General features: G+C 33.7%; 19 protein-coding genes. 11 read left to right on the top strand and 8 right to left on the bottom strand.

The features are described 5' to 3' along the window. The 4 genes from ACM39_RS19320 to ACM39_RS18320 all read left to right on the top strand — a co-directional run. Window positions 1-214, top strand: a 214-nt coding sequence (locus ACM39_RS19320) for a hypothetical protein (protein ID WP_048512502.1), incomplete at its 5' end; no start/stop codon positions are given. Between the two features lie 119 nt (window positions 215-333). Then, on the top strand, window positions 334-969 hold the full coding sequence (locus tag ACM39_RS18330; RefSeq protein ID WP_131701493.1) for a hypothetical protein: 636 nt from the start codon (window positions 334-336) through the stop codon (window positions 967-969). A gap of 10 nt (window positions 970-979) precedes the next feature. Continuing rightward, window positions 980-1,297, top strand: coding sequence for an immunity 53 family protein (locus ACM39_RS18325; protein WP_082140650.1), 318 nt, complete (start codon window positions 980-982; stop codon window positions 1,295-1,297). Window positions 1,298-1,886: 589 nt separating this feature from the next. Next, window positions 1,887-2,171 (top strand): hypothetical protein, encoded by a 285-nt coding sequence (locus ACM39_RS18320; protein ID WP_048512500.1) that lies wholly within the window; start codon window positions 1,887-1,889, stop codon window positions 2,169-2,171. 441 nt (window positions 2,172-2,612) lie between these two features. Here the strand turns inward: ACM39_RS18320 and htpG are convergent, their stop codons facing one another. Further along, entirely contained in the window at window positions 2,613-4,505 is a 1,893-nt protein-coding gene (htpG, locus tag ACM39_RS18315) for a molecular chaperone HtpG (RefSeq protein ID WP_048512499.1), read from the bottom strand. Window positions 4,506-4,767: 262 nt separating this feature from the next. Then, window positions 4,768-5,769, bottom strand: a complete 1,002-nt coding sequence (gene recA / locus ACM39_RS18310; protein ID WP_048512498.1) for a recombinase RecA — start codon at window positions 5,767-5,769, stop codon at window positions 4,768-4,770. 195 nt (window positions 5,770-5,964) lie between these two features. On the opposite strand from recA, the gene ACM39_RS18305 reads away from it, so the two are divergent. Then, on the top strand, window positions 5,965-7,377 hold the full coding sequence (locus ACM39_RS18305; protein WP_131701492.1) for a hypothetical protein: 1,413 nt from the start codon (window positions 5,965-5,967) through the stop codon (window positions 7,375-7,377). Between the two features lie 19 nt (window positions 7,378-7,396). Here the strand turns inward: ACM39_RS18305 and ACM39_RS18300 are convergent, their stop codons facing one another. Then, window positions 7,397-8,584 carry an oxygenase MpaB family protein gene (locus tag ACM39_RS18300; protein WP_048512496.1) on the bottom strand — a complete coding sequence of 396 codons (1,188 nt, stop codon included), beginning with the start codon at window positions 8,582-8,584 and terminating at the stop codon, window positions 7,397-7,399. Between the two features lie 68 nt (window positions 8,585-8,652). Continuing rightward, complete coding sequence (locus ACM39_RS18295; RefSeq protein ID WP_048512495.1) at window positions 8,653-9,426, bottom strand: response regulator transcription factor; 774 nt, start codon at window positions 9,424-9,426, stop codon at window positions 8,653-8,655. Between the two features lie 369 nt (window positions 9,427-9,795). Here ACM39_RS18295 and ACM39_RS18290 point away from each other — a divergent pair, with 369 nt between their 5' ends. Beyond that, the gene (locus ACM39_RS18290; protein WP_048512494.1) at window positions 9,796-10,359 is read left to right on the top strand and encodes a hypothetical protein; all 564 of its coding nucleotides are present in this window, start codon (window positions 9,796-9,798) and stop codon (window positions 10,357-10,359) included. A 60-nt stretch (window positions 10,360-10,419) separates the two neighbouring features. Here ACM39_RS18290 and sucC read toward each other — a convergent pair whose 3' ends face one another. The 4 genes from sucC to ACM39_RS18270 form a co-directional block, all read right to left on the bottom strand. Continuing rightward, window positions 10,420-11,610 (bottom strand): ADP-forming succinate--CoA ligase subunit beta, encoded by a 1,191-nt coding sequence (gene sucC, locus ACM39_RS18285; RefSeq protein WP_048512493.1) that lies wholly within the window; start codon window positions 11,608-11,610, stop codon window positions 10,420-10,422. 131 nt (window positions 11,611-11,741) lie between these two features. Then, the gene (locus ACM39_RS18280) at window positions 11,742-13,019 is read right to left on the bottom strand and encodes a chloride channel protein (protein ID WP_048512492.1); all 1,278 of its coding nucleotides are present in this window, start codon (window positions 13,017-13,019) and stop codon (window positions 11,742-11,744) included. A 68-nt stretch (window positions 13,020-13,087) separates the two neighbouring features. Then, complete coding sequence (locus ACM39_RS18275) at window positions 13,088-13,474, bottom strand: DUF423 domain-containing protein (protein WP_048512491.1); 387 nt, start codon at window positions 13,472-13,474, stop codon at window positions 13,088-13,090. 153 nt (window positions 13,475-13,627) lie between these two features. Beyond that, window positions 13,628-14,956, bottom strand: coding sequence for a hydroxymethylglutaryl-CoA reductase, degradative (locus tag ACM39_RS18270; RefSeq protein ID WP_048512490.1), 1,329 nt, complete (start codon window positions 14,954-14,956; stop codon window positions 13,628-13,630). A gap of 194 nt (window positions 14,957-15,150) precedes the next feature. On the opposite strand from ACM39_RS18270, the gene ACM39_RS18265 reads away from it, so the two are divergent. The 5 genes from ACM39_RS18265 to pfkA all read left to right on the top strand — a co-directional run bounded on the left by ACM39_RS18265 (window position 15,151) and on the right by pfkA (window position 18,907). Beyond that, on the top strand, window positions 15,151-16,410 hold the full coding sequence (locus ACM39_RS18265) for a putative DNA modification/repair radical SAM protein (protein ID WP_048512489.1): 1,260 nt from the start codon (window positions 15,151-15,153) through the stop codon (window positions 16,408-16,410). 114 nt (window positions 16,411-16,524) lie between these two features. Beyond that, entirely contained in the window at window positions 16,525-17,283 is a 759-nt protein-coding gene (locus tag ACM39_RS18260; RefSeq protein ID WP_048512488.1) for a TIGR03915 family putative DNA repair protein, read from the top strand. Window positions 17,284-17,361: 78 nt separating this feature from the next. Then, window positions 17,362-17,550, top strand: a complete 189-nt coding sequence (locus tag ACM39_RS19515) for a DUF4846 domain-containing protein (protein ID WP_228377149.1) — start codon at window positions 17,362-17,364, stop codon at window positions 17,548-17,550. 35 nt (window positions 17,551-17,585) lie between these two features. After that, window positions 17,586-17,837 carry a DUF4846 domain-containing protein gene (locus tag ACM39_RS19510; protein ID WP_262483806.1) on the top strand — a complete coding sequence of 84 codons (252 nt, stop codon included), beginning with the start codon at window positions 17,586-17,588 and terminating at the stop codon, window positions 17,835-17,837. Window positions 17,838-17,920: 83 nt separating this feature from the next. Then, window positions 17,921-18,907, top strand: coding sequence for a 6-phosphofructokinase (pfkA, locus tag ACM39_RS18250; RefSeq protein ID WP_048512487.1), 987 nt, complete (start codon window positions 17,921-17,923; stop codon window positions 18,905-18,907). Window positions 18,908-18,932: the final 25 nt, after the last annotated feature.

Genomic DNA, 18,932 nt, shown 5'->3' with positions numbered 1-18,932 from the left:
GCAGCAGGCTTTCAAAACATTTGATCCCCTGCCCACCATCCCGCAATGGGACCTTGATTTTGTACCTACAGCAGAAGGATTTTACAGTTTCACGGAAAACCGTTATATTTACCAGTACAGAGACCACCTGGGAAATGCAAGGGTAAGTTTGGAAAAAACAGCGAAGGCGTTCTGGAAACCACGGATACCAACAATTATTATCCGTTCGGATTAAACCATATAGGCGGAACAGGTCACGCACAGCTGGGAAGTTATTTTAATTATAAGTATCAGGGACAAGAGCTTCAGGAAACAGGTTTTTACTCGTTTAAGTGGAGAAATTATATGCCAGATGTGGGTAGGTTTATCGCAATTGCTCCTTTGAGTGAGAAATTCCGTTATAACTCTACGTATGCATTCCAGGAAAACAAATTAGGAATGGGAAGGGAATTTGAAGGGCTAGAATTAGTGCCTTTCGAGTTCTTGATGATGTCTAACTCTTCGGTAGAACCTGTTATCCCTATTGCAGAACAAATTAGAGAAGCTCCGATTGAAGGGATTTGGAATGGGGCGAAAGATTTTGTAAGCGATATAGAGTTTTTCTCAAAAAATACTCCAAAAGAAACTTCCACTCCTAAGACTATGGATAATACCGTAGAGAATATAAAACCTGAAAATATAACTGAACAAGTTTCTAAAACAGGAGAAGGTAGAGGGTCAAATAACAGAACTGATGATGATGAGGCTATTGGAGATCATACTGTTCGTAATGAAAAAGGATCAACTACTTATAAAGAAAACCCAAATAATCCAAATAAAAATTCACAAGGTAAGGGTTTTGAAACTGTTAAAAGGGTTGATTATGAAGGGACAGCCCATAAAAATAAGTCAGGAGAAACGGTTCCAACACCTCACGTCCACGAGGGAACAGGAAAAAATTCAACAATTAAACCAGCAATTCCTGGTAAAGATATGCCTATTAATCTATAAGAATTAAAATATGTTAAATTGGTTAGAAAAATGGTTTGATTCTCAATGTAATGGAGATTGGGAGCATAATTATGGAATAAAAATAGAAACTTTAGATAATCCTGGTTGGGAAGTTACTATAGATTTAAATAATACAGATATTTATTTAAATCCTAAATCTTGGATCTTGTTTGGTAATTTTGAGAAAAAATGGATAGGATATAAGATTGAAAATAATAAGTTTAATGGAGCAGGGACTTCATTGAGCTTAATAATTCAGATATTTAAAAACTTAATAGAAAAGAAATTAATAAATGAAAAAGATTTTATAAAAAAATTAGAAAGCTAAAGAAATAAATATGAATCCCGTTGGCGCGAGCGTCTCGCTCGCACCAGTAGATAAAATAAACCCTCGCATTTTTGCGAGGGTTTTTGTGTTATAATATCCGAAATGACAACTAAAAAGCAAAGAAATCGGTTGTCAAATTGGCAACAAATATTTTTATAAAGCGTTTTTATTGATGCTGAAATCCCGTAAACAGATATCAGTAAGATTGAAAAGATAGTTTTGTTTTAAATAGGAGCAATTTATTCATTCAAAATCGATCCTATAGATGCATATTTTAATGATGATGATTTTCAAAAGTTTGGGTTTAAGGTAGACAATGTTGATGTAAAATCTCTTACAGAAGGGACGGCTTACACAAGCAATAATCTTTGTGGGCTTTATATCTGAGTAATAAAATATAACTTCCGTTAATCTATAAAGAATCCGTCTCAATCAAGACGGATTCTTTTAATACGATCGGGATCATTTTAATGAAATAAAAAGAGTTGATTTTGCCTGTCGTTCTGCTAAACTGCCATGTAATATATTAACACTGATTATTGCTACGATAGAATCTCATTTTATTAACTTTCTGCAAATCAATCGCATTATGAATAAACCAACAGCACTTGAAAAATTAAAGGCTATGGCAAATGAACCAAAAGACAGCCTTAAAAAATTCTTGGCAAAAGATGAACCCCTTGATTTTTTCTCTTTGGTGAAAAAATTTGGAATGAAAACAATTTATCATTATGAAGATTATGACGAGGAAGTAATGCGTGAATTTTACAACACGTACTCCACAGCAATTACTCAAATTCAACAAGAAGACAATGTTCAACATCAAACTGATACCGAACATAGTTGGTATGCGTTAGAGCGTAGCCAAGTCTAAAAAATTAATGAAATATTGGTTGAATATTTTAGAAGCTTGCCTGAAATATCAGAGGTGGTGATTAATCCAAAATTAGACAATATATTAATTAAAATATTTGGTGCGGGGGTTGATGAAAGATATTTGGAATATTATGTGTCAATGACAAAAAAAGGACTATATTCTTTTGATAAAACTTATCCAAATCGTTTTTCAGACCCTCACTATCTCTAGTTGCTAGAGCACTATCTCCTTTGATTCTAGATGATTTACCTCAAGATATTTTTGATATCCTTATAAAAACAAGATATTCTGAAAGTAGTTTAACTGATATTTTAAATATTGATATCAGTAAAATATTATAAAAAAGCTATTAAATCTAGTATTAATAAAATTTAAATTTAATTTAAGGGAAAATAAAAAACCGGGGCTAGCCCCGATTCTCAATATAAAATAGTCAAATTATTTATTAAGGTGCTGATAACTTCTTTGGATGAAGTCCGTCAAATCTTTTCCTTTTAATAAATTCTGAGAAAGTTTAGCCAAATCTAATGCGTATTTAATTAGATTCCCTTTTTCGTCAGCATTTTCAGTTTTTAAAATCTGATTGGCAAATTCACTGTTTGAGTTTACTACCAAATTATACATTTCCGGAAAACCGCCCATTCCAAACATTCCGCCCCCGCCGGTAGCCTGCATATCCTTCATTCTTCTCATGAATTCCGGCTGAGTAATGGTAAACGGAGCATCATTACTGTCTAAGTCTTCAAGCTGAACTGTAAATTTCGTATCGTTTACGGCTTCTTCAACGTTCTTCTTTAATGCTTCTTTTTCAGTTTCATTCAATTTGGAAATAATTGGTTCATCTTTTTTAATCAAATTATTGATGTGATCAGAATCCACCCTTACAAAAGAAATTTTCTCTTTTGATGTTTCCAGTTTTTGAATAACATGAGGAATAATCGGAGAATCTAATAGTAGGACCTCATATCCTTTATCTTTTGCAGACTGGATATAGCTGTGCTGTTCATCAGCGTTTGAAGCATAAAGAACAACCAATTTTCCATCTTTATCCGTTTGATTCGGTTTGATTTTCTCTTCTAATTCATTCCATAAGAAATATTTTCCGTCAGTTGTCGGATATAGTGTAAACTTGTCTGCTTTTTCCGCGAATTTTTCTTCCGTTATAATTCCGTATTCGATAACTATTTTAATGTCGTTCCATTTTTTCTCATAATCTTCACGGTTTTCGTTGATTAAAGAAGACATTTTGTCGGCAACTTTTTTAGTGATATAAGAAGAAATTTTCTTCACTGCGCCGTCAGCCTGTAAGTACGAGCGGGAAACATTCAACGGGATGTCCGGGGAATCGATAACTCCACGAAGAAGCATTAAGAAATCAGGAACAATACCTTTCACTTCATCTGTTACAAATACCTGATTTTGATATAATTGAATTTTATCTTTTTCAATATTTAAATTATTGCTCAGTTTTGGGAAGAATAAAATCCCCGTCAGATTGAACGGATAATCAACATTCAAATGAATATTAAATAAAGGTTCCTCAAATTGCATCGGATACAATTCGTGGTAGAATTTCATGTAATCTTCATTTGTCAGTTCACTTGGTGCAATTGTCCAAGCAGGAGTAGGGTTATTGATGATGTTATCAATTTCTTCTGTTTCCGCAACTGCACCCTCAGGAGCATCTTCCGGTAAAGGCAACGTATGCGTTTTAGTACCAAATTTAATTGGAACAGGCATGAATTTGTTATATTTCAACAACAATTCACGAATTTTCCCTTCTTCCAAAAATTCTAAAGAATCTTCTGCAATATGAAGAATAATTTCTGTTCCTCTATCGGATTTATCTGTAGTTTCTTCAAGTGTAAATTCAGGACTTCCGTCACAGATCCAGCGGACTGCCGGTTCATCTTTGTAAGATTTAGTTAAGATTTCAACTTTTTCCGCAACCATGAAAGCAGAGTAGAACCCAAGTCCAAAGTGACCGATAATTCCTGAATCTTTTGCAGAATCTTTATATTTTTCCAGGAATTCTTCAGCTCCCGAAAAAGCTACCTGATTGATGTATTTTTCGACTTCTTCACCTGTCATCCCGATTCCTTGATCGATGATACAGAGTGTTTTATTTTCTTTATCGATTTTAACCTCTAATTTAGGATTTCCGTACTCAACTTTCGCTTCTCCGATGCTTGTTAAGTGCTTTAATTTTAAAGTGGCATCCGTTGCATTTGAGATTAATTCTCTCAAGAATATTTCGTGATCACTGTAAAGAAATTTTTTGATAAGCGGGAAAATATTTTCCACAGATACATTAATATTTCCTTTAGTCATAATAATTTAGTTTTGTTTTCTATTTCTGTCTCAAAAAAAATACCGTTTGAAAAAAAGTGACATTTTGACATTATTTGTGTTGGTAATTATACTGTTGAAACTTTAAAATTTCCTTTCTTTGAAACCCGGCAAAAATTCAAAGAATTTTTGCCGGGTTAATTACAAAATACATTGCAAATCACCAGCGAAAAATTATCTGTTCACAATGACAACAAAAAAGACAACCCTTGGGTTGTCTTCAAATATTTTAAAATCAAAAAATTTATTTGTTTTTTAATGCTTCTTTAATTTTATTTTCCAATTCTTCAGAAAGCTCAGGATTATCTCTCAAAACATCTTTTACGGCATCACGACCTTGTCCGAGTTTTGTATCTTCATAGCTGAACCAAGAACCACTTTTTTTCACAATTCCTTGTTCTACTGCCTGATCAAGAATTTCTCCGCTTTTAGAGACCCCTTCGCCATACATAATGTCAAATTCTGCTTGCTTGAAAGGTGGGGCTACCTTGTTTTTTACAATTTTCACTTTTACACGGCTACCAATTGCTTCATCTCCGTTTTTGATTGGGGCACTTGCTTTTCTAATGTCTACTCTTACAGATGCATAGAATTTTAACGCGTTACCTCCTGTTGTTGTTTCAGGATTTCCAAACATTACACCAATTTTTTCTCTTAATTGGTTAATGAAAATTACAGTACATTTTGTTTTTGAAATGGTTCCCGTCAATTTTCTCAATGCCTGAGACATCAATCTTGCATGGAGCCCCATTTTAGAATCTCCCATTTCACCTTCAATCTCGGCTTTCGGAGTTAATGCTGCAACAGAGTCAATGACAACGATGTCAATTGCTCCTGAACGGATCAGGTTGTCGGCGATTTCCAATGCCTGTTCGCCGTTATCCGGTTGAGAGATAATCAAATTTTCTAAATCAATTCCTAGTTTTGCCGCATAAGTTCTGTCGAAAGCATGTTCAGCGTCAATAAATGCTGCAATACCACCTGCTTTTTGAGCTTCAGCAATAGCGTGAAGCGTTAAAGTTGTTTTACCTGAAGATTCGGGGCCGTAGATTTCAATGATTCTTCCTCTTGGATATCCTCCAACTCCCAGAGCGATATCTAAGCCTAAAGATCCGGAAGGAATCACCTCAATAGTATTATCAACAGTGTTGTCTCCCAACGTCATTACAGTTCCTTTTCCGTATGTTTTATCTAGTTTGTCAAGCACCAATGCCAGTGCTTTTTTCTTATCATCTATATTACTCATTTCGATTAAAATAATTTCTCAAAAATACACAATTTAAACTTCAAAAACTAATGTTTTTTCAATTTGAAAAATTACACAAAAGGGTAATTTCTTTGAGTTTTTATATGGAATAATTTTGAGTATTGATTTTTTATAACGCTTGTAATGAGAATAATATCAATGAAAATAAAATATAACTAATAAAAACTAATCACCATGAAAACTAAAATTTTAATATTGCTTTTATCCGGATGGGTAGGGGTGGTTTTTGGACAAAAAAAAGATACAATTGGAGGAGATGAAATAGCTAAAGTATATAAATATCATATAAAGAAAGTTTATTCTAATTATGATCCTAAACATGTTGTGCAACCTAAAACATTATCTAAAAATTTGACAACAATTTATCAATCGATAATTCCAAATAGCCAGCCTTTTAATGATAATACTTCATCATTTTCTTATGTTCAGACAGATGATAATCAAAAAATCGCTATTTCTACAGCTTATCAATTTTCAGATGTTTCCAAAACTTTCCTAAACATTGGGATAAGCGCAGAAGGGAAAAATGGTATTTTCAATATTTATTCATCAAAATCTTGGAGTAATAATACGGCATTAACTGTTGGTGTCAGCAGAGGATTTTGGGGAAGTCAACCTTATACGGTTGGTAAGATTAAAGAAATCAAATTAGATGAAAAACGAAAACTGTTTAAAGATTCACTTCAGGCAATGATACAATATACTGCTTTATTAAGGCAAAATTTTTTGAAAGATTCATTAAAATGGTATCAAGATAAATTAGATGATATAAATAATACTCTTTTAAATGAAGAAATTATTGATTTGAAATTAGAATCTAAAATTAATATGTATACAAAAAGGATTAATTTTTTTGAGAAAAAAATTAATGATTATAAAATTTTAGATAACCTTGTTAAAAATGAAAAAGTAAATGATTATGTAACAGATAAGTTTTCAGAATTTGATTTAAGATATGAAGTTTTTCATGGATATAATATTGTTTGGTGGCAAATAACATCTAAATTATTGAATAATACATATACATTTAAGGATAACAATAACTCAGAAAAAATTTCGAATATTAATGTGTTTCATGCAAATATAAATGCGTCTGTGATGTGGAATAATTTGACAAAGAATACGGCAAATTACTTAACAGGAGGTATTTCTGGATTTCGAGGGAGTTTTTTGAGTGATCCTTCTTTAAGGGGAATTACGCCTCTTATAAATAGCGGCGGAGAAATTATTAATGATGGGGTTTTGATTGGGGATGTTGAAAAGCTGAAAAAACCACTTTGGCAATATTCTTTCAATATTTATGGTGCAAGTTTTTTTGCATTTAAAAAACATTTAGGTCTTAGCTTGAGTGGAATGTATAACAATGCTTTTAAGAGCGAAATAGCTGAAAATTATAAAGAAAATTATACCATATCACTTGGCCCGATTTTTAAAATGCAGGGAGAAGATAATTGGGCAAAAGCCACGTTTGGAATATCTGCAGGATATGATAATCTTCCGCCTAAAGCTAAAGCCAAAGATTATTTTGCCATTAAAGCCTACATTGGAGTTCCATTCAATGTATTTCAGAAAAAGGATAAAAAATAATTTTATCAATAACAAAAACTCAATGAAAATTTGAGTTTTTTGTTATATTTAAATAATTCTGTAAAACTTTCATCTGAGCTTTATTTCCTTTATTTATCCTGGCTTCCCGGCTTACAATGGTGTCGTAAATTTTATTGAAGAAAATTTTGGAATTTGGAAACAGTTTTTTGTTCGGTACATCCGGAATATGAAGTCTTTTACAGACCTCTTCATCCAATAAAAACCAAGTGCAGCAAATGTGCAGGTAACGTAAATTTTTTCGCTGGAATTTATATTTTAAAATAGGATTCTCCAAAGATTCATTTAATAAAGAATGTGCCAGTAAAACAGAGTCTTTATCTGCCGAAGGCTGAACAGATGTCCATAAATAAAAATATTCTGTAGCCTGTTTTTTATCGTTCGGTAAAAGATTCTCAGGGATTCCCAATAAATATCCAACGTACTTCCAAAGATGAAAAAGACCCTTTTCTTCTTCGATTGAAAATGTATTTCCTAGTTTTTTTAAGCTATGAAGAAAAACAAGACTGAAGCCAATATAAGTCGCCATCATATCCCATGAATTGATGGGTTCACCCCAGTTTTCCGCATCCCAGTTTTTATAATATTTTTTTATGGACAGCCTTGCATAAGAGTGAATCAACCTGGTTTTTATAGCAAATTCATATCCTTTTTTGTGAATTTCTAAAGCATTGTATCTGGTAACATTAACCCAAAAATCCAAAGTCTCCGAAAGGCGCTTCACCGCTCCTTTCTTCAGAGCTTCTGTTGCGATTAAAGGTTTGTTGAGGTAAGCATAATCATAACCCCCAATCAAGCAATAATCTCTTAATGAAATTAAGGAATCAAGATTACTTCTCATACACAGTTCTGCACCATTTTTTAGTAAGTCATAATCGAGCCAATCGGGAATTTTCTGAGTTTGGGAGAAAAGTTTTTTTACACTTTCAGGAACATTATCATTTTCGAAAACTCCATTTCTGATATAATCTTCAATTTCCCTTGATGCTTCCTGAAATTTTTTTGTCAGATAGACATCCTTTGCGACTTCGTTTCCAATGTTATCGACGTGATAAAAATATTGAGAAAATTTTTCAAAATCATTAAAACTCACTTCAGCTCCGGAAAATTCAATTAATTGTCTTCCGTTACCTTTTGTCCAAAAGTCTTTAAAGTGCTTTGAGTTTTTGAAGTGAGGTTGTAAAATCATCTCTTTTATTTAGGATAAAAATACAAGTTTTACACCGAAATTCCTTAGTGAGATTTGTCAGTTTGCATTTAAATTAATCCCCATTCAAAAGCTTTTTTCAAAAGTTCTTTACTGTTTCTGGAATTGGTTTTTCGTAGGATGTTTTTTCTGTGAGTACGAATTGTGTGTTCTGATAAGATAAGTATCTGAGCGATTTCGGATCCGGAATATCCTTTTGCCATAAATGATAAAACTTCCGTTTCCCGTTTGGTTAGATTTTCCAAGAACTTACCACAATTCGAAAAATCATAGAGCTTTACCTGATGAAAGTCATTTCTGGGCCCGATTCCTGAAACTAAAACAGTGTAGGGATTTTGTTTGGTAATATGATTGATATTGGTATGAATATTTATAGACTGTATAAGATGTCCGTTTTCATTTTCCAATGTAGGAATAGCCTGATGATGGAATAATTCGTAGCTTCCGCTCGCAGTTTTCATCCTGAAACAATAGCTTGATTTGATATAAAGTTGATGTCGGAGGCCAATTTCCAACATTTTTTGTATAACGGTTTGTTCAGCCTGCATTACAAACGGAATATCATCAGGATGGGTAAGATCGATAACATCTTTTAAATGTTCCGGATATTTTTTTAAGCCATGAAGCTTTAAAATATTTTCATGATGATAAGAGATTTTACTGTTGGTAAGATTCAGGGCGTAATAGTAGAATTCACCGATGGCGAACATTTCTCCAATAATTCTCTCAATAGGAGGTTTGTTTAGAATTTTTATACTATTCCTGGTTCCGGGATAGGTATTCCAGATTTCGATTAAAGGATGTTTCTTTTCGGAGCTTGCCATGGGTTGGGTTTTGGGCTAAAATAGTTAAAGATTTCTTAAAAATACCACAAAAGGGTTATTTTTTTACATTGATAAAATTCCAAACTTTGTGTAACTACTAACCATGAAAACTCAACTTCTAAAACAGTTTGTTTGGAAACTGGTTTTTCGTGTGTTTTTAGTTATATACTAAGGTGAAAACCAAAAAGAAAAAAGATTAAATGGTTTATACTTTTTCTTATTAGTTGTTTGAAAATGATAAGCTAATAACCTCCTAATTATTTGGGAGGTTTTTTTTGTTTCAAAATCACACAAACGGGTAATTTCTTTGAGCTATTTAATTTCCAATCTTTGTTTAAGCAAAATATATAACTCTTAAAAATTATTATCATGAAAAAATTATCATTGATTATTCTTATTACTGCATCAGTAATGAGTTTTGCTCAAGAGAAACAAAAAGAATATGAAGTAAAACCTTATATTGCTTATTTGTCAGAATATAAACCATATTACGAAATGGTATATTCTCAAATTGAAACTAATCCGAATATTTCTTTATCTGAAAAGTTAAGATTATTAAATGAAGAAATTTCTAAACTTAAAAATAAATTTAAACAAGTAAGAAAACAAGAATTTGAAAGTAAATCAGTAGAGCTTTCAGTTAAGAACTGGTGTACAAGTAAATCTTCGGGAGGTGTTAAGAATTGTGGATATAAATACATTGGAGCTCCTTCCTCAGCCTTTTATACAGAGAAAAATTGGCTTAGGGTGATTGGTACTAATAAAGGAATAGATCTTAAGCCAGATGGGAGTGCTGTTGGATTGAAAATGACGGTAGCAGGAAAGGGTTATAATGAAGGGACTTTATTTGCGACATTTAAATACAGATCTGATTATACAGCTTTGGCTGTTGAGGAGGATACAGACAAATTTTTTAATCTTGTTATCAAATAATATAAAATAAAAAAACCGCTTTATGAAAAGCGGTTTTTTTATTTTATATTAAAGTTTAGACTAAGCTAAAACTTCTTTTACTTTATTTGCAGCTTCTTCTAAAGTAATTGCTGAGTGAACCGGAAGACCAGATTCGTCAATTAATTTTTTAGCTTCAACAGCATTAGTTCCCTGTAATCTTACAATCAATGGAACAGGAAGGCTTCCCATAGCTTTGTAAGCGTCTACAACACCCTGAGCAACTCTGTCACATCTTACGATACCTCCGAAAATATTAATCAAGATAGCTTTTACGTTTGGATCTCTCAAGATAATTCCGAAAGCAGTCTGAACTCTTTGAGCATCAGCAGTACCACCTACATCAAGGAAGTTTGCAGGATTACCTCCTGATAATTTGATGATATCCATTGTCGCCATTGCAAGACCGGCTCCGTTTACCATACAAGCAACATTACCGTCTAGTTTTACGAAGTTAAGACCAGCTTCACCGGCTTCAACATCCATTGGATCTTCTTCTCTTGTATCTCTTAATTCAGCTAAATCCTTGTGACGGAACAATGAGTTGTCATCCAAAGTTACCTTAGCATCAACAGCGATAATTTTGTTATCAGAAGTTTTTAATACAGGGTTAATTTCAAAAAGAGAAGCATCAATTCCTGTGTAAGCATTGTAAAGAGACACTATGAATTTTACAAATTCTTTGAAAGCATTACCTTCAAGACCCAAGTTGAAAGCAATTTTTCTAGCCTGGAAGCCTTGAAGACCTAAAGCAGGATCAATAATTTCTTTGTGGATCAAATGAGGAGTTACTTCCGCAACGTGCTCAATATCCATACCACCTTCAGTGGAATATACGATTGTATTTTTACCTTCAGCTCTGTCTAAAAGAATAGAAACATAAAATTCTTTAGTTTCCGTTTCTCCCGGATAATATACATCCTCTGCAACCAAAACAGAATTTACTTTTTTACCTTCAGCAGAAGTTTGTGGAGTTACCAACTGCATTCCGATGATGTTTTGAGCGTTTTCTTTAAGTTTATCCATATTTGGAGAGAACTTTACACCACCACCTTTACCACGGCCTCCTGCGTGGATCTGAGCTTTTACTACCCAACCTTGAGCGCCGGTTTCAGCAGTTAGTTTTTCAGCAGCAGCTACAGCCTCATCTGCATTGTTGGCTACGTAACCACGTTGAATAGCTACTCCATACTTTGATAAAATCTCTTTTGATTGATACTCGTGAAGATTCATATTATTTTTATTATTTTATTTTAATAGTTAAAGGTTGACAAATTTACTAAAAAGACATGGAAGTTCAAGTTTATTGACTTAAAATTTAAAGTGCAAAGAACTTGATTTTTAACATATCTCTCAAATTTGCTTTATTCTTCAGATAATTTTTCAGACTGAGAACCAATAAACGGAATTTTAGGAGCAAGAAAATAACCTGTCAAACTTGCAAAAAGTATTGGAACAAAATAGGTAAACCCCGTTAAAGATCCCAAAATAATGGTTGTACTCATCGGAGTTCTCGTCACGCAGGCATTAATTGCAGCCATACAACTTACAATCGCCAACGTTGTATCAACAGTTGGAAATAACTGATGAATAATCAAGCCTAAAGTGGTTCCCACAAAGAAAAGTGGAATGATAAAACCACCTCTCCAACCTGAAGTTACAGTAATGGCTATTGCTAATATTTTGAAAATTAAGATTACAATTAAAAAGTTCAATGCAAAATTCCCATGAATGAGCTGATTGATTTCGTTATGCCCAAAATATCTTGTTAATGGAAAATAGAAAGCGATAATTCCTAAAATTATTCCGCCGACTAAAGTTTTAATATAAATCGGAAATTTTCTATACTCAAAAACTTTCTTAAAAAATTTAACTACAAAAATAAAAATCCACCCGAATACAGTTCCGGCAATCCCAAAAGCTGTTGCATACGCAAAATCATAAACTCCTGTGTAATGATAGGCTTTCAAATCCCAAGTCGCCCCTATTCCCAAATGAATAATTAAAGCAAACATCAGATAACTGAAACAGCTCGCCACCAAAGCAGGAATAATTGCTTTGTAATATTCAACAGCATGTTTGTGATGCAGAATTTCCAAAGAAAAAAGACTTCCTCCAAGCGGAGCTCCGAACAAAGCAGTAAAACCCGAAGCCATGCCGGCAATACTCAAAGAACGTAATTCTTCACCTTTCAACCTGAAAATTTTTCCCAGCCAGGTCCCTGTAGATCCCGTCACCTGAACTAAAGGTGCTTCCGGGCCTAAACTTCCACCCGATGCTACACAAAAAAGCGATGATAAAATCATGGAAGGATTATTTTTAGGTTCTAATTTTCCTTTATTAAACCTGATGTTATTGACAATCAAATGAATTTCTCCCGGATCTCCAATAAAATGAATCACTAAACCCGCCAACAAACCAGAAATTGCCATTGTCGGAATAACCATCCAACCCTGAAATTCAGCTAAAAACTCCGTAAAATGTTCAAGAATGATCCAATAAATACCGGCGATAATCCCGCCGACAAGACCGGTAAAAGCCCACATGAAGAAAGTCCGACTGAACACAAAAGGGTTAAATCTCATGGGCTGATCCAATAGATTAAATGTTTTGATTATTCGCCGTCTTCTATTGATTTTCATTTTTAATTTATTTATAAAATACGATCATCTTTCTTTGTATTACCGAATTTTAATTTTTTAACTAATGGCTAAATTTTATTTTTCGTAAAATAAAGAATCAGCATTCCCCAGCTTACAATCATTAATAAACCTCCAAACGGAGTGATCGGCCCTAAAAACTTAAGATTTGTCCCCCAATAATCTTGAAGGCTTAAAAAATAAATACTCACAGAAAACATGAAAGTTCCTACAATCATTAAAATTGAAGTCCATTTTTCTGATGAAGTTTCAAACTTCAAAATATAGCCGATAATCAGTAAAAAGAAAGCAGCATACATTTGATATCTCACTCCTGTTTCAAAACTTTCCAGTCTTTCTACAGATAATATTTTCTTTAAAGCGTGCGCGCCGAATGCACCTAAAATTACGGATAACATCCCGTAAACGGCACCAAAAACTAAAGTTATTGTTTTCATTTATAATTTAAAATCTTAAATATTAAAGATATAATTCCCAGTATAATAAAAACCCAAGCAAATTTTTTGTTCTGAGCAAAGCCAGGATTTTTAGTTACTTTTATAAATATTCCAAAAGCCAATATGCAGGCAGATACGAAAATTCCAAACATGTTATTGAGCTCTCAATCTATTAAACTCATTGATAACTTCATGATGGGTTACCGTTTTATCTTTGAAATACGCCACAAAATGTTGCTTTTCCTCTTCCGTAGCGCCCATTTGATTTAGAATATTTAATAAATGCATTTTCATATGACCTTTTTGAATTCCCGTTGTTACCAAAGAACGTAACGCTCCGAAATTCTGAGCTAAACCGGAAACTGCCAAAATACTCATCAACTCTTGGGCAGAAGGCTTTCCAAGAAGAGCCAGAGAAAATTTTACCAACGGATGAAGATTCGTCAGGCCACCCACAACTCCTACAGAAATCGGAAGGTCGATCCAAAATCTGAAAATTCCGTTTTCGGTTGTACAATGTGTTAAAGAACGATATTGCCCATCTCTCGCAGCATAAGCGTGTGCACAGGCTTCTGTTGCTCTAAAGTCGTTTCCGGTTGCAATGACCACCGCATCTACTCCATTCATCACGCCTTTATTGTGAGTTGTCGCACGGAAAGGCTCAATTTCTGCGATCGTCACAGCCTGTTTAAATTTCCAGGCAAATTCTTCATTGGAAATTCCGCTATCGTCTTTTAAATCCTCAATTTTACAAGAAACCTCAGCTCTCACGATACAATCAGGGGTAAAATTGGAAAGGATATTCATCACAATTTGTAACGAATTCTTTTCTTCCTGTGTAAAATCTTCGCTTGTTGCAACTTCCTGCTTCAATGTTTTTCCAAATTGTTCCAGACAAGAGTTAATGAAATTTGCACCCATCGAATCTACCGTATCAAAGCTTGCTTTAAGCTGGTAATAATTGGGCATTTCGGAAGTTTTGTCAACTAATTTTATATTTAAAATTCCTCCTCCTCGTTTTCTCATGTTGGCTGTAATATCATCTGTAGCTTCCAACAATTTTTTCTTTAAACTGAAATTGAAAAAATGAAGCAGTTTGTGAGATTCAACATTAAAGATAAAGTGGGTGTGACCCAGTTTTTCATTATTAATGATGGTTGTTCTGAATCCCCCTTTATCAATCCAGAACTTCGCAGCCTTTGAGGCAGCAGCTACGACAGAACTTTCCTCAACAGCCATCGGAAGGGCAAATAATTTCCCGTCAATTAAGAAATTCGGAGCAATTCCGTAGGGCATATAGAAATTGGAAATCGTATTTTCAGAAAACTCATCATGAAGTTTCTGAAGATCAGCATTTTCGTTCCAGTATTGATTTAATATATTTTGATATTCTTCGTTTCCTTCAAGATACTCATTTACGAGCCAATCGATTTTTCCTTGTTTTGTCAGTTTGGAAAAACCTTCTACCGGTTTATGATTCATATGTATATTTATTTTTATATGTTGTCTGCAGTCACAAGTTTGCGAGTAGACTCATAAATTAATGACCGTAAATATAGTAAATTTGTCTCTGCCAATTGTTGATAACTTCCATCAAAAAAGATTGACATTTATCAATTTTGGAACTACATTTGAACAGAAAATAATATTTAAAATTATCATTTTCAATTAAAAATATGAATTTTGACCGCCTGAAAGAAAAACTCGAAATCCTTGCAGATGCTGCGAAATATGATGTTTCCTGCTCATCAAGCGGAGGCTCAAGAAAGAATAAAAAAGGCGCTTTGGGAGACAGTTCCGCAAGTGGGATTTGTCATACTTATACCGAAGACGGCCGATGTGTCTCGCTTCTCAAAATTCTTTTGACCAATCACTGTATTTATGATTGCGCTTACTGTGTTTCCAGAAGTTCAAATGATATAAAAAGAACCGCTTTCACCGTTGAAGAAGTCGTTGATTTAACGATAAATTTTTATCGGAGAAATTATATTGAAGGTTTGTTTTTAAGTTCGGGAATTTTCAAAAATGCGGACACCACCATGGAACGTTTGGTTCGGGTGGCGAAAAAATTACGTTTGGAAGAAAATTTTAACGGATATATTCATTTAAAATCAATTCCGGGTGCGAGTGATGAATTGATGCAGGAAGCAGCCTTATATGCAGACCGATTATCCATCAATCTTGAAATACCGACCGAAAGCGGATTGAAATTATTGGCTCCTGAAAAAAACCGACAGGATATGCTCAATCCAATGAAATATATTCAGAACGGAATTGCGCAATATAAAGATGAAAAGAAAATTTTCAGGAAAGTTCCAAAATTCGCTCCAGCCGGTCAATCAACACAGATGATTGTTGGTGCGACCAATGAAAATGACTTACAAATCATCAAAGTTGCCGATCATTTTTATAAAAATTTTAATCTCAAAAGAGTTTATTATTCCGGCTATGTTCCGGTTTTAGAAGATAAAAGACTGCCATCTTTAGCAACAGAAGTTCCTATGCTCCGTGAAAATCGCTTATATCAGTCTGACTGGCTGATGAGGTTTTATGGTTTTAAAGCGGAAGAAATTTTAGATCCGAATATGCCGTTTTTAGATTTGGAAGTCGACCCAAAATTAAGTTGGGCTTTGAGACATCTTCATCAGTTTCCAGTGAATCTTCAGACTGCAGATTACCAGATGATTTTAAGAATTCCGGGGATTGGCGTAAAAACCGCACAGAAAATTGTGAATGCAAGACGTTTTCAGGTTTTGAATATGGATCATCTGAAAAAATTGGGAGCAGCTGTAAATCGCGCAAAATATTTTATTGATTTTAATGCGGGAAATGCTTATTTAAGATATTTGACAGATAAAAATTTTAGAAAATTGTTGATTGGCGGAAGTTCTTCCAAGTTCCATAATCAGTTTTCGCAGCAGTTGAGTTTGTTTTAATAACGGAATAAAGCGGGGTAAAGAATCTATAAATAATTCGTAAAGCTCTATCTCCGTGAGAATGGCAAACTAGATGCAAAAAACATCAACTAATTAATTCGTTTTTGAATAAAAATGACCACTCTACTTTACGACGGCAGTTTCGACGGACTTTTCACAGCGATATTTGAAGTTTTTGAATATCGTTATAAAGATGTGGAGATAGTGGGCAGAGAAAGATTTTACCAGGAAAATATTTTTGCTGAAATTCATGAGGTGATTACTCAAAATGATAAGGCAGAAAGAGTTTTAAATAAATTGGAACAAAACATCGGAAAGTCCGGGATTCATGAGCTGTTAAAAGTTTATTTATCCGAGGATTCAGAATTGGAACTGCTTATTCTATCCGCCGTAAAACAATCAATACAACATCCTGAAGAGAACATTCTGCAAAATTATGCTGACAACGATATGTTGAAAATCTCTAAAATCTGCAAATCTGTAAGCCGGGAAAGACATCGAATGACTGCTTTTGTAAGATTTGAGAAAATGCAGGATGATGCCTTTTTTGCTAAAATTGATCCTGATTTTAATGTAATCCCTTTAATTCGAAAACATTTTAAAGACCGCTATCAAGATCAAAAATGGATGATTTATGATTTAAGGAGAAATTATGGAATTCTCTATGATTTGGAAAACTGTGATTTCTTTTATCCTGATGAAAAATTAGATTTGAGCACCTATCAGCAGAAGTTCCATAATGAAGAAGCTCAATATCAAACGCTCTGGCAACGGTATTTTACAAAGACTAATATTGTGGAAAGAAAGAATTTAAAATTGCATATTCAGCATATTCCGAAAAGGTACTGGAAGTATCTTACTGAAAAAAAATAGTTTTCTTATTGTTTCTTTTTTCATGAGCCATTTGTATTCAGAAACTTTTATATCTTTTATTTAAACTTTTAAAATTACATGAAAAAGATTATTTTGAGTATTATTACTCTTTCTATGATTGCAAGTTGTAAAAAAGATAATGGAATAAGAGCTTTCGTGAATGGTAATTCTGTTAATTTCAGGAAAACTTCTGAATTTGATGATTCATATAAAAATTTTAGAAATTATTTAGATTTGATTTTTAATTATGCAGGACCATTTCATTAAATAAAGAAACAAAATCGGTTACAAAAAATTCAGATTTGAAAACAGGAGATATTTTGATTACATCGGGGAGCCCGGGGCATGTCGTTTTCATTGCGGGAGCCTGTAAAAATAAAGACGGGAAAAAATTATTTTTATTAAGTGAGGGTTTTACTCCTGCACAAACGATTAACCTGATTTCAAATCCTTCTCATAAAGATATTTCGCCTTGGTACAATTTAGATGTAAGTGCACAGGGAACCAAAACTGCAAGATATATTTTTAAACCATCAAATTTTAGAAGTTTTTAATAATTTATATTCAAAACTCTTATAAAGTTACTGCGATTATCTGAACTTGTTTTTGTAAATTTGTGTTCGAAATTTTTTACTAGATGAAAGAGAGTGCTGTAAAAAAAATTGCAGTTCTTACTTCTGGAGGTGATTCTCCAGGTATGAATGCAGCATTAAGAGCGGTAGTAAGAACCGCAAATTACTATAATATCGAATGCTACGGAGTAAGAGAGGGCTACAACGGTCTTATCAATAACGATTTCCTGAAAATGGGGCCTCGTTCCGTAAAAAATATAATCAACCAGGGCGGAACTATTCTGAAATCTGCCCGTTCCATGGAATTTAAAACAAAAGAGGGCCGCCAAAAAGCTTATGACAATTGTGTAAAGCTTGGTATCGACGGATTGGTGTGTATTGGCGGAGACGGGACTTTCACAGGAGCAAAAATCTTTAATGAAGAATTTGGAATCAGAGTAATCGGTGTACCGGGAACTATTGATAATGATATTTTCGGGACGGATAATACCATTGGCTATGACACAGCCCTGAATACCGCAATGGAAGCAATTGATAAAATCCGTGATACAGCAACTTCCCACAACAGGGTTTTCTTTGTGGAAGTAATGGGTCGTGATGCAGGTTTTATCGCTTTAAACAGCGGATTGGCAACCGGAGCTTTAGATATTTTAATTCCTGAAAGAAAAGACAGTATTGATGAGCTTTTTGCGAACTTCAGAAATGCTGAAAAAACAGGAAAAGCTTCAAGTATTGTTGTGGTGGCCGAAGGAGAAAAATTAGCGAATATTTACGAATTAGCTGAAAAAACAAAAAAAGAATTCCCTGATTATGATATTCGTGTGGCAATTTTAGGACATATCCAAAGAGGTGGTTCTCCAAGCTGTGCAGACAGGGTTTTGGCGAGCAGACTAGGGTATGGAGCCGTAACAGGATTAATGGAAGGACAAACAAACGTAATGGCAGGAATGCGTTCCAACGATATGGTTTATACACCCATCGAAGAAGCCATAAAAAAACATAACGAAATCAATAGAGACCTTTTACTGATTTCAGAAATCTTAGCAATCTAATATTTTTTAATATAATTAAAACAAA

The sequence above is a fragment of the Chryseobacterium sp. FH2 genome (assembly GCF_001045455.1).
GTDB lineage: Bacteria > Bacteroidota > Bacteroidia > Flavobacteriales > Weeksellaceae > Chryseobacterium.
Note: the sequence above shows the minus strand (reverse complement) of the source record. Positions and strands in the feature narration are given on the sequence as shown.

What these genes read in the sequence shown, in the direction of transcription:
- ACM39_RS18325 (WP_082140650.1), top strand. Translation starts at nt 980, where the DNA reads ATGTTAAATTGGTTAGAAAAATGGTTTGATTCTCAATGTAATGGAGAT.
- ACM39_RS18320 (WP_048512500.1), top strand. Translation starts at nt 1,887, where the DNA reads ATGAATAAACCAACAGCACTTGAAAAATTAAAGGCTATGGCAAATGAA.
- htpG (WP_048512499.1), bottom strand. Translation starts at nt 4,505, where the DNA reads ATGACTAAAGGAAATATTAATGTATCTGTGGAAAATATTTTCCCGCTT.
- recA (WP_048512498.1), bottom strand. Translation starts at nt 5,769, where the DNA reads ATGAGTAATATAGATGATAAGAAAAAAGCACTGGCATTGGTGCTTGAC.
- ACM39_RS18305 (WP_131701492.1), top strand. Translation starts at nt 5,965, where the DNA reads ATGAAAACTAAAATTTTAATATTGCTTTTATCCGGATGGGTAGGGGTG.
- ACM39_RS18300 (WP_048512496.1), bottom strand. Translation starts at nt 8,584, where the DNA reads ATGATTTTACAACCTCACTTCAAAAACTCAAAGCACTTTAAAGACTTT.
- ACM39_RS18295 (WP_048512495.1), bottom strand. Translation starts at nt 9,426, where the DNA reads ATGGCAAGCTCCGAAAAGAAACATCCTTTAATCGAAATCTGGAATACC.
- ACM39_RS18290 (WP_048512494.1), top strand. Translation starts at nt 9,796, where the DNA reads ATGAAAAAATTATCATTGATTATTCTTATTACTGCATCAGTAATGAGT.
- sucC (WP_048512493.1), bottom strand. Translation starts at nt 11,610, where the DNA reads ATGAATCTTCACGAGTATCAATCAAAAGAGATTTTATCAAAGTATGGA.
- ACM39_RS18280 (WP_048512492.1), bottom strand. Translation starts at nt 13,019, where the DNA reads ATGAAAATCAATAGAAGACGGCGAATAATCAAAACATTTAATCTATTG.
- ACM39_RS18275 (WP_048512491.1), bottom strand. Translation starts at nt 13,474, where the DNA reads ATGAAAACAATAACTTTAGTTTTTGGTGCCGTTTACGGGATGTTATCC.
- ACM39_RS18270 (WP_048512490.1), bottom strand. Translation starts at nt 14,956, where the DNA reads ATGAATCATAAACCGGTAGAAGGTTTTTCCAAACTGACAAAACAAGGA.
- ACM39_RS18265 (WP_048512489.1), top strand. Translation starts at nt 15,151, where the DNA reads ATGAATTTTGACCGCCTGAAAGAAAAACTCGAAATCCTTGCAGATGCT.
- ACM39_RS18260 (WP_048512488.1), top strand. Translation starts at nt 16,525, where the DNA reads ATGACCACTCTACTTTACGACGGCAGTTTCGACGGACTTTTCACAGCG.
- ACM39_RS19515 (WP_228377149.1), top strand. Translation starts at nt 17,362, where the DNA reads ATGAAAAAGATTATTTTGAGTATTATTACTCTTTCTATGATTGCAAGT.
- pfkA (WP_048512487.1), top strand. Translation starts at nt 17,921, where the DNA reads ATGAAAGAGAGTGCTGTAAAAAAAATTGCAGTTCTTACTTCTGGAGGT.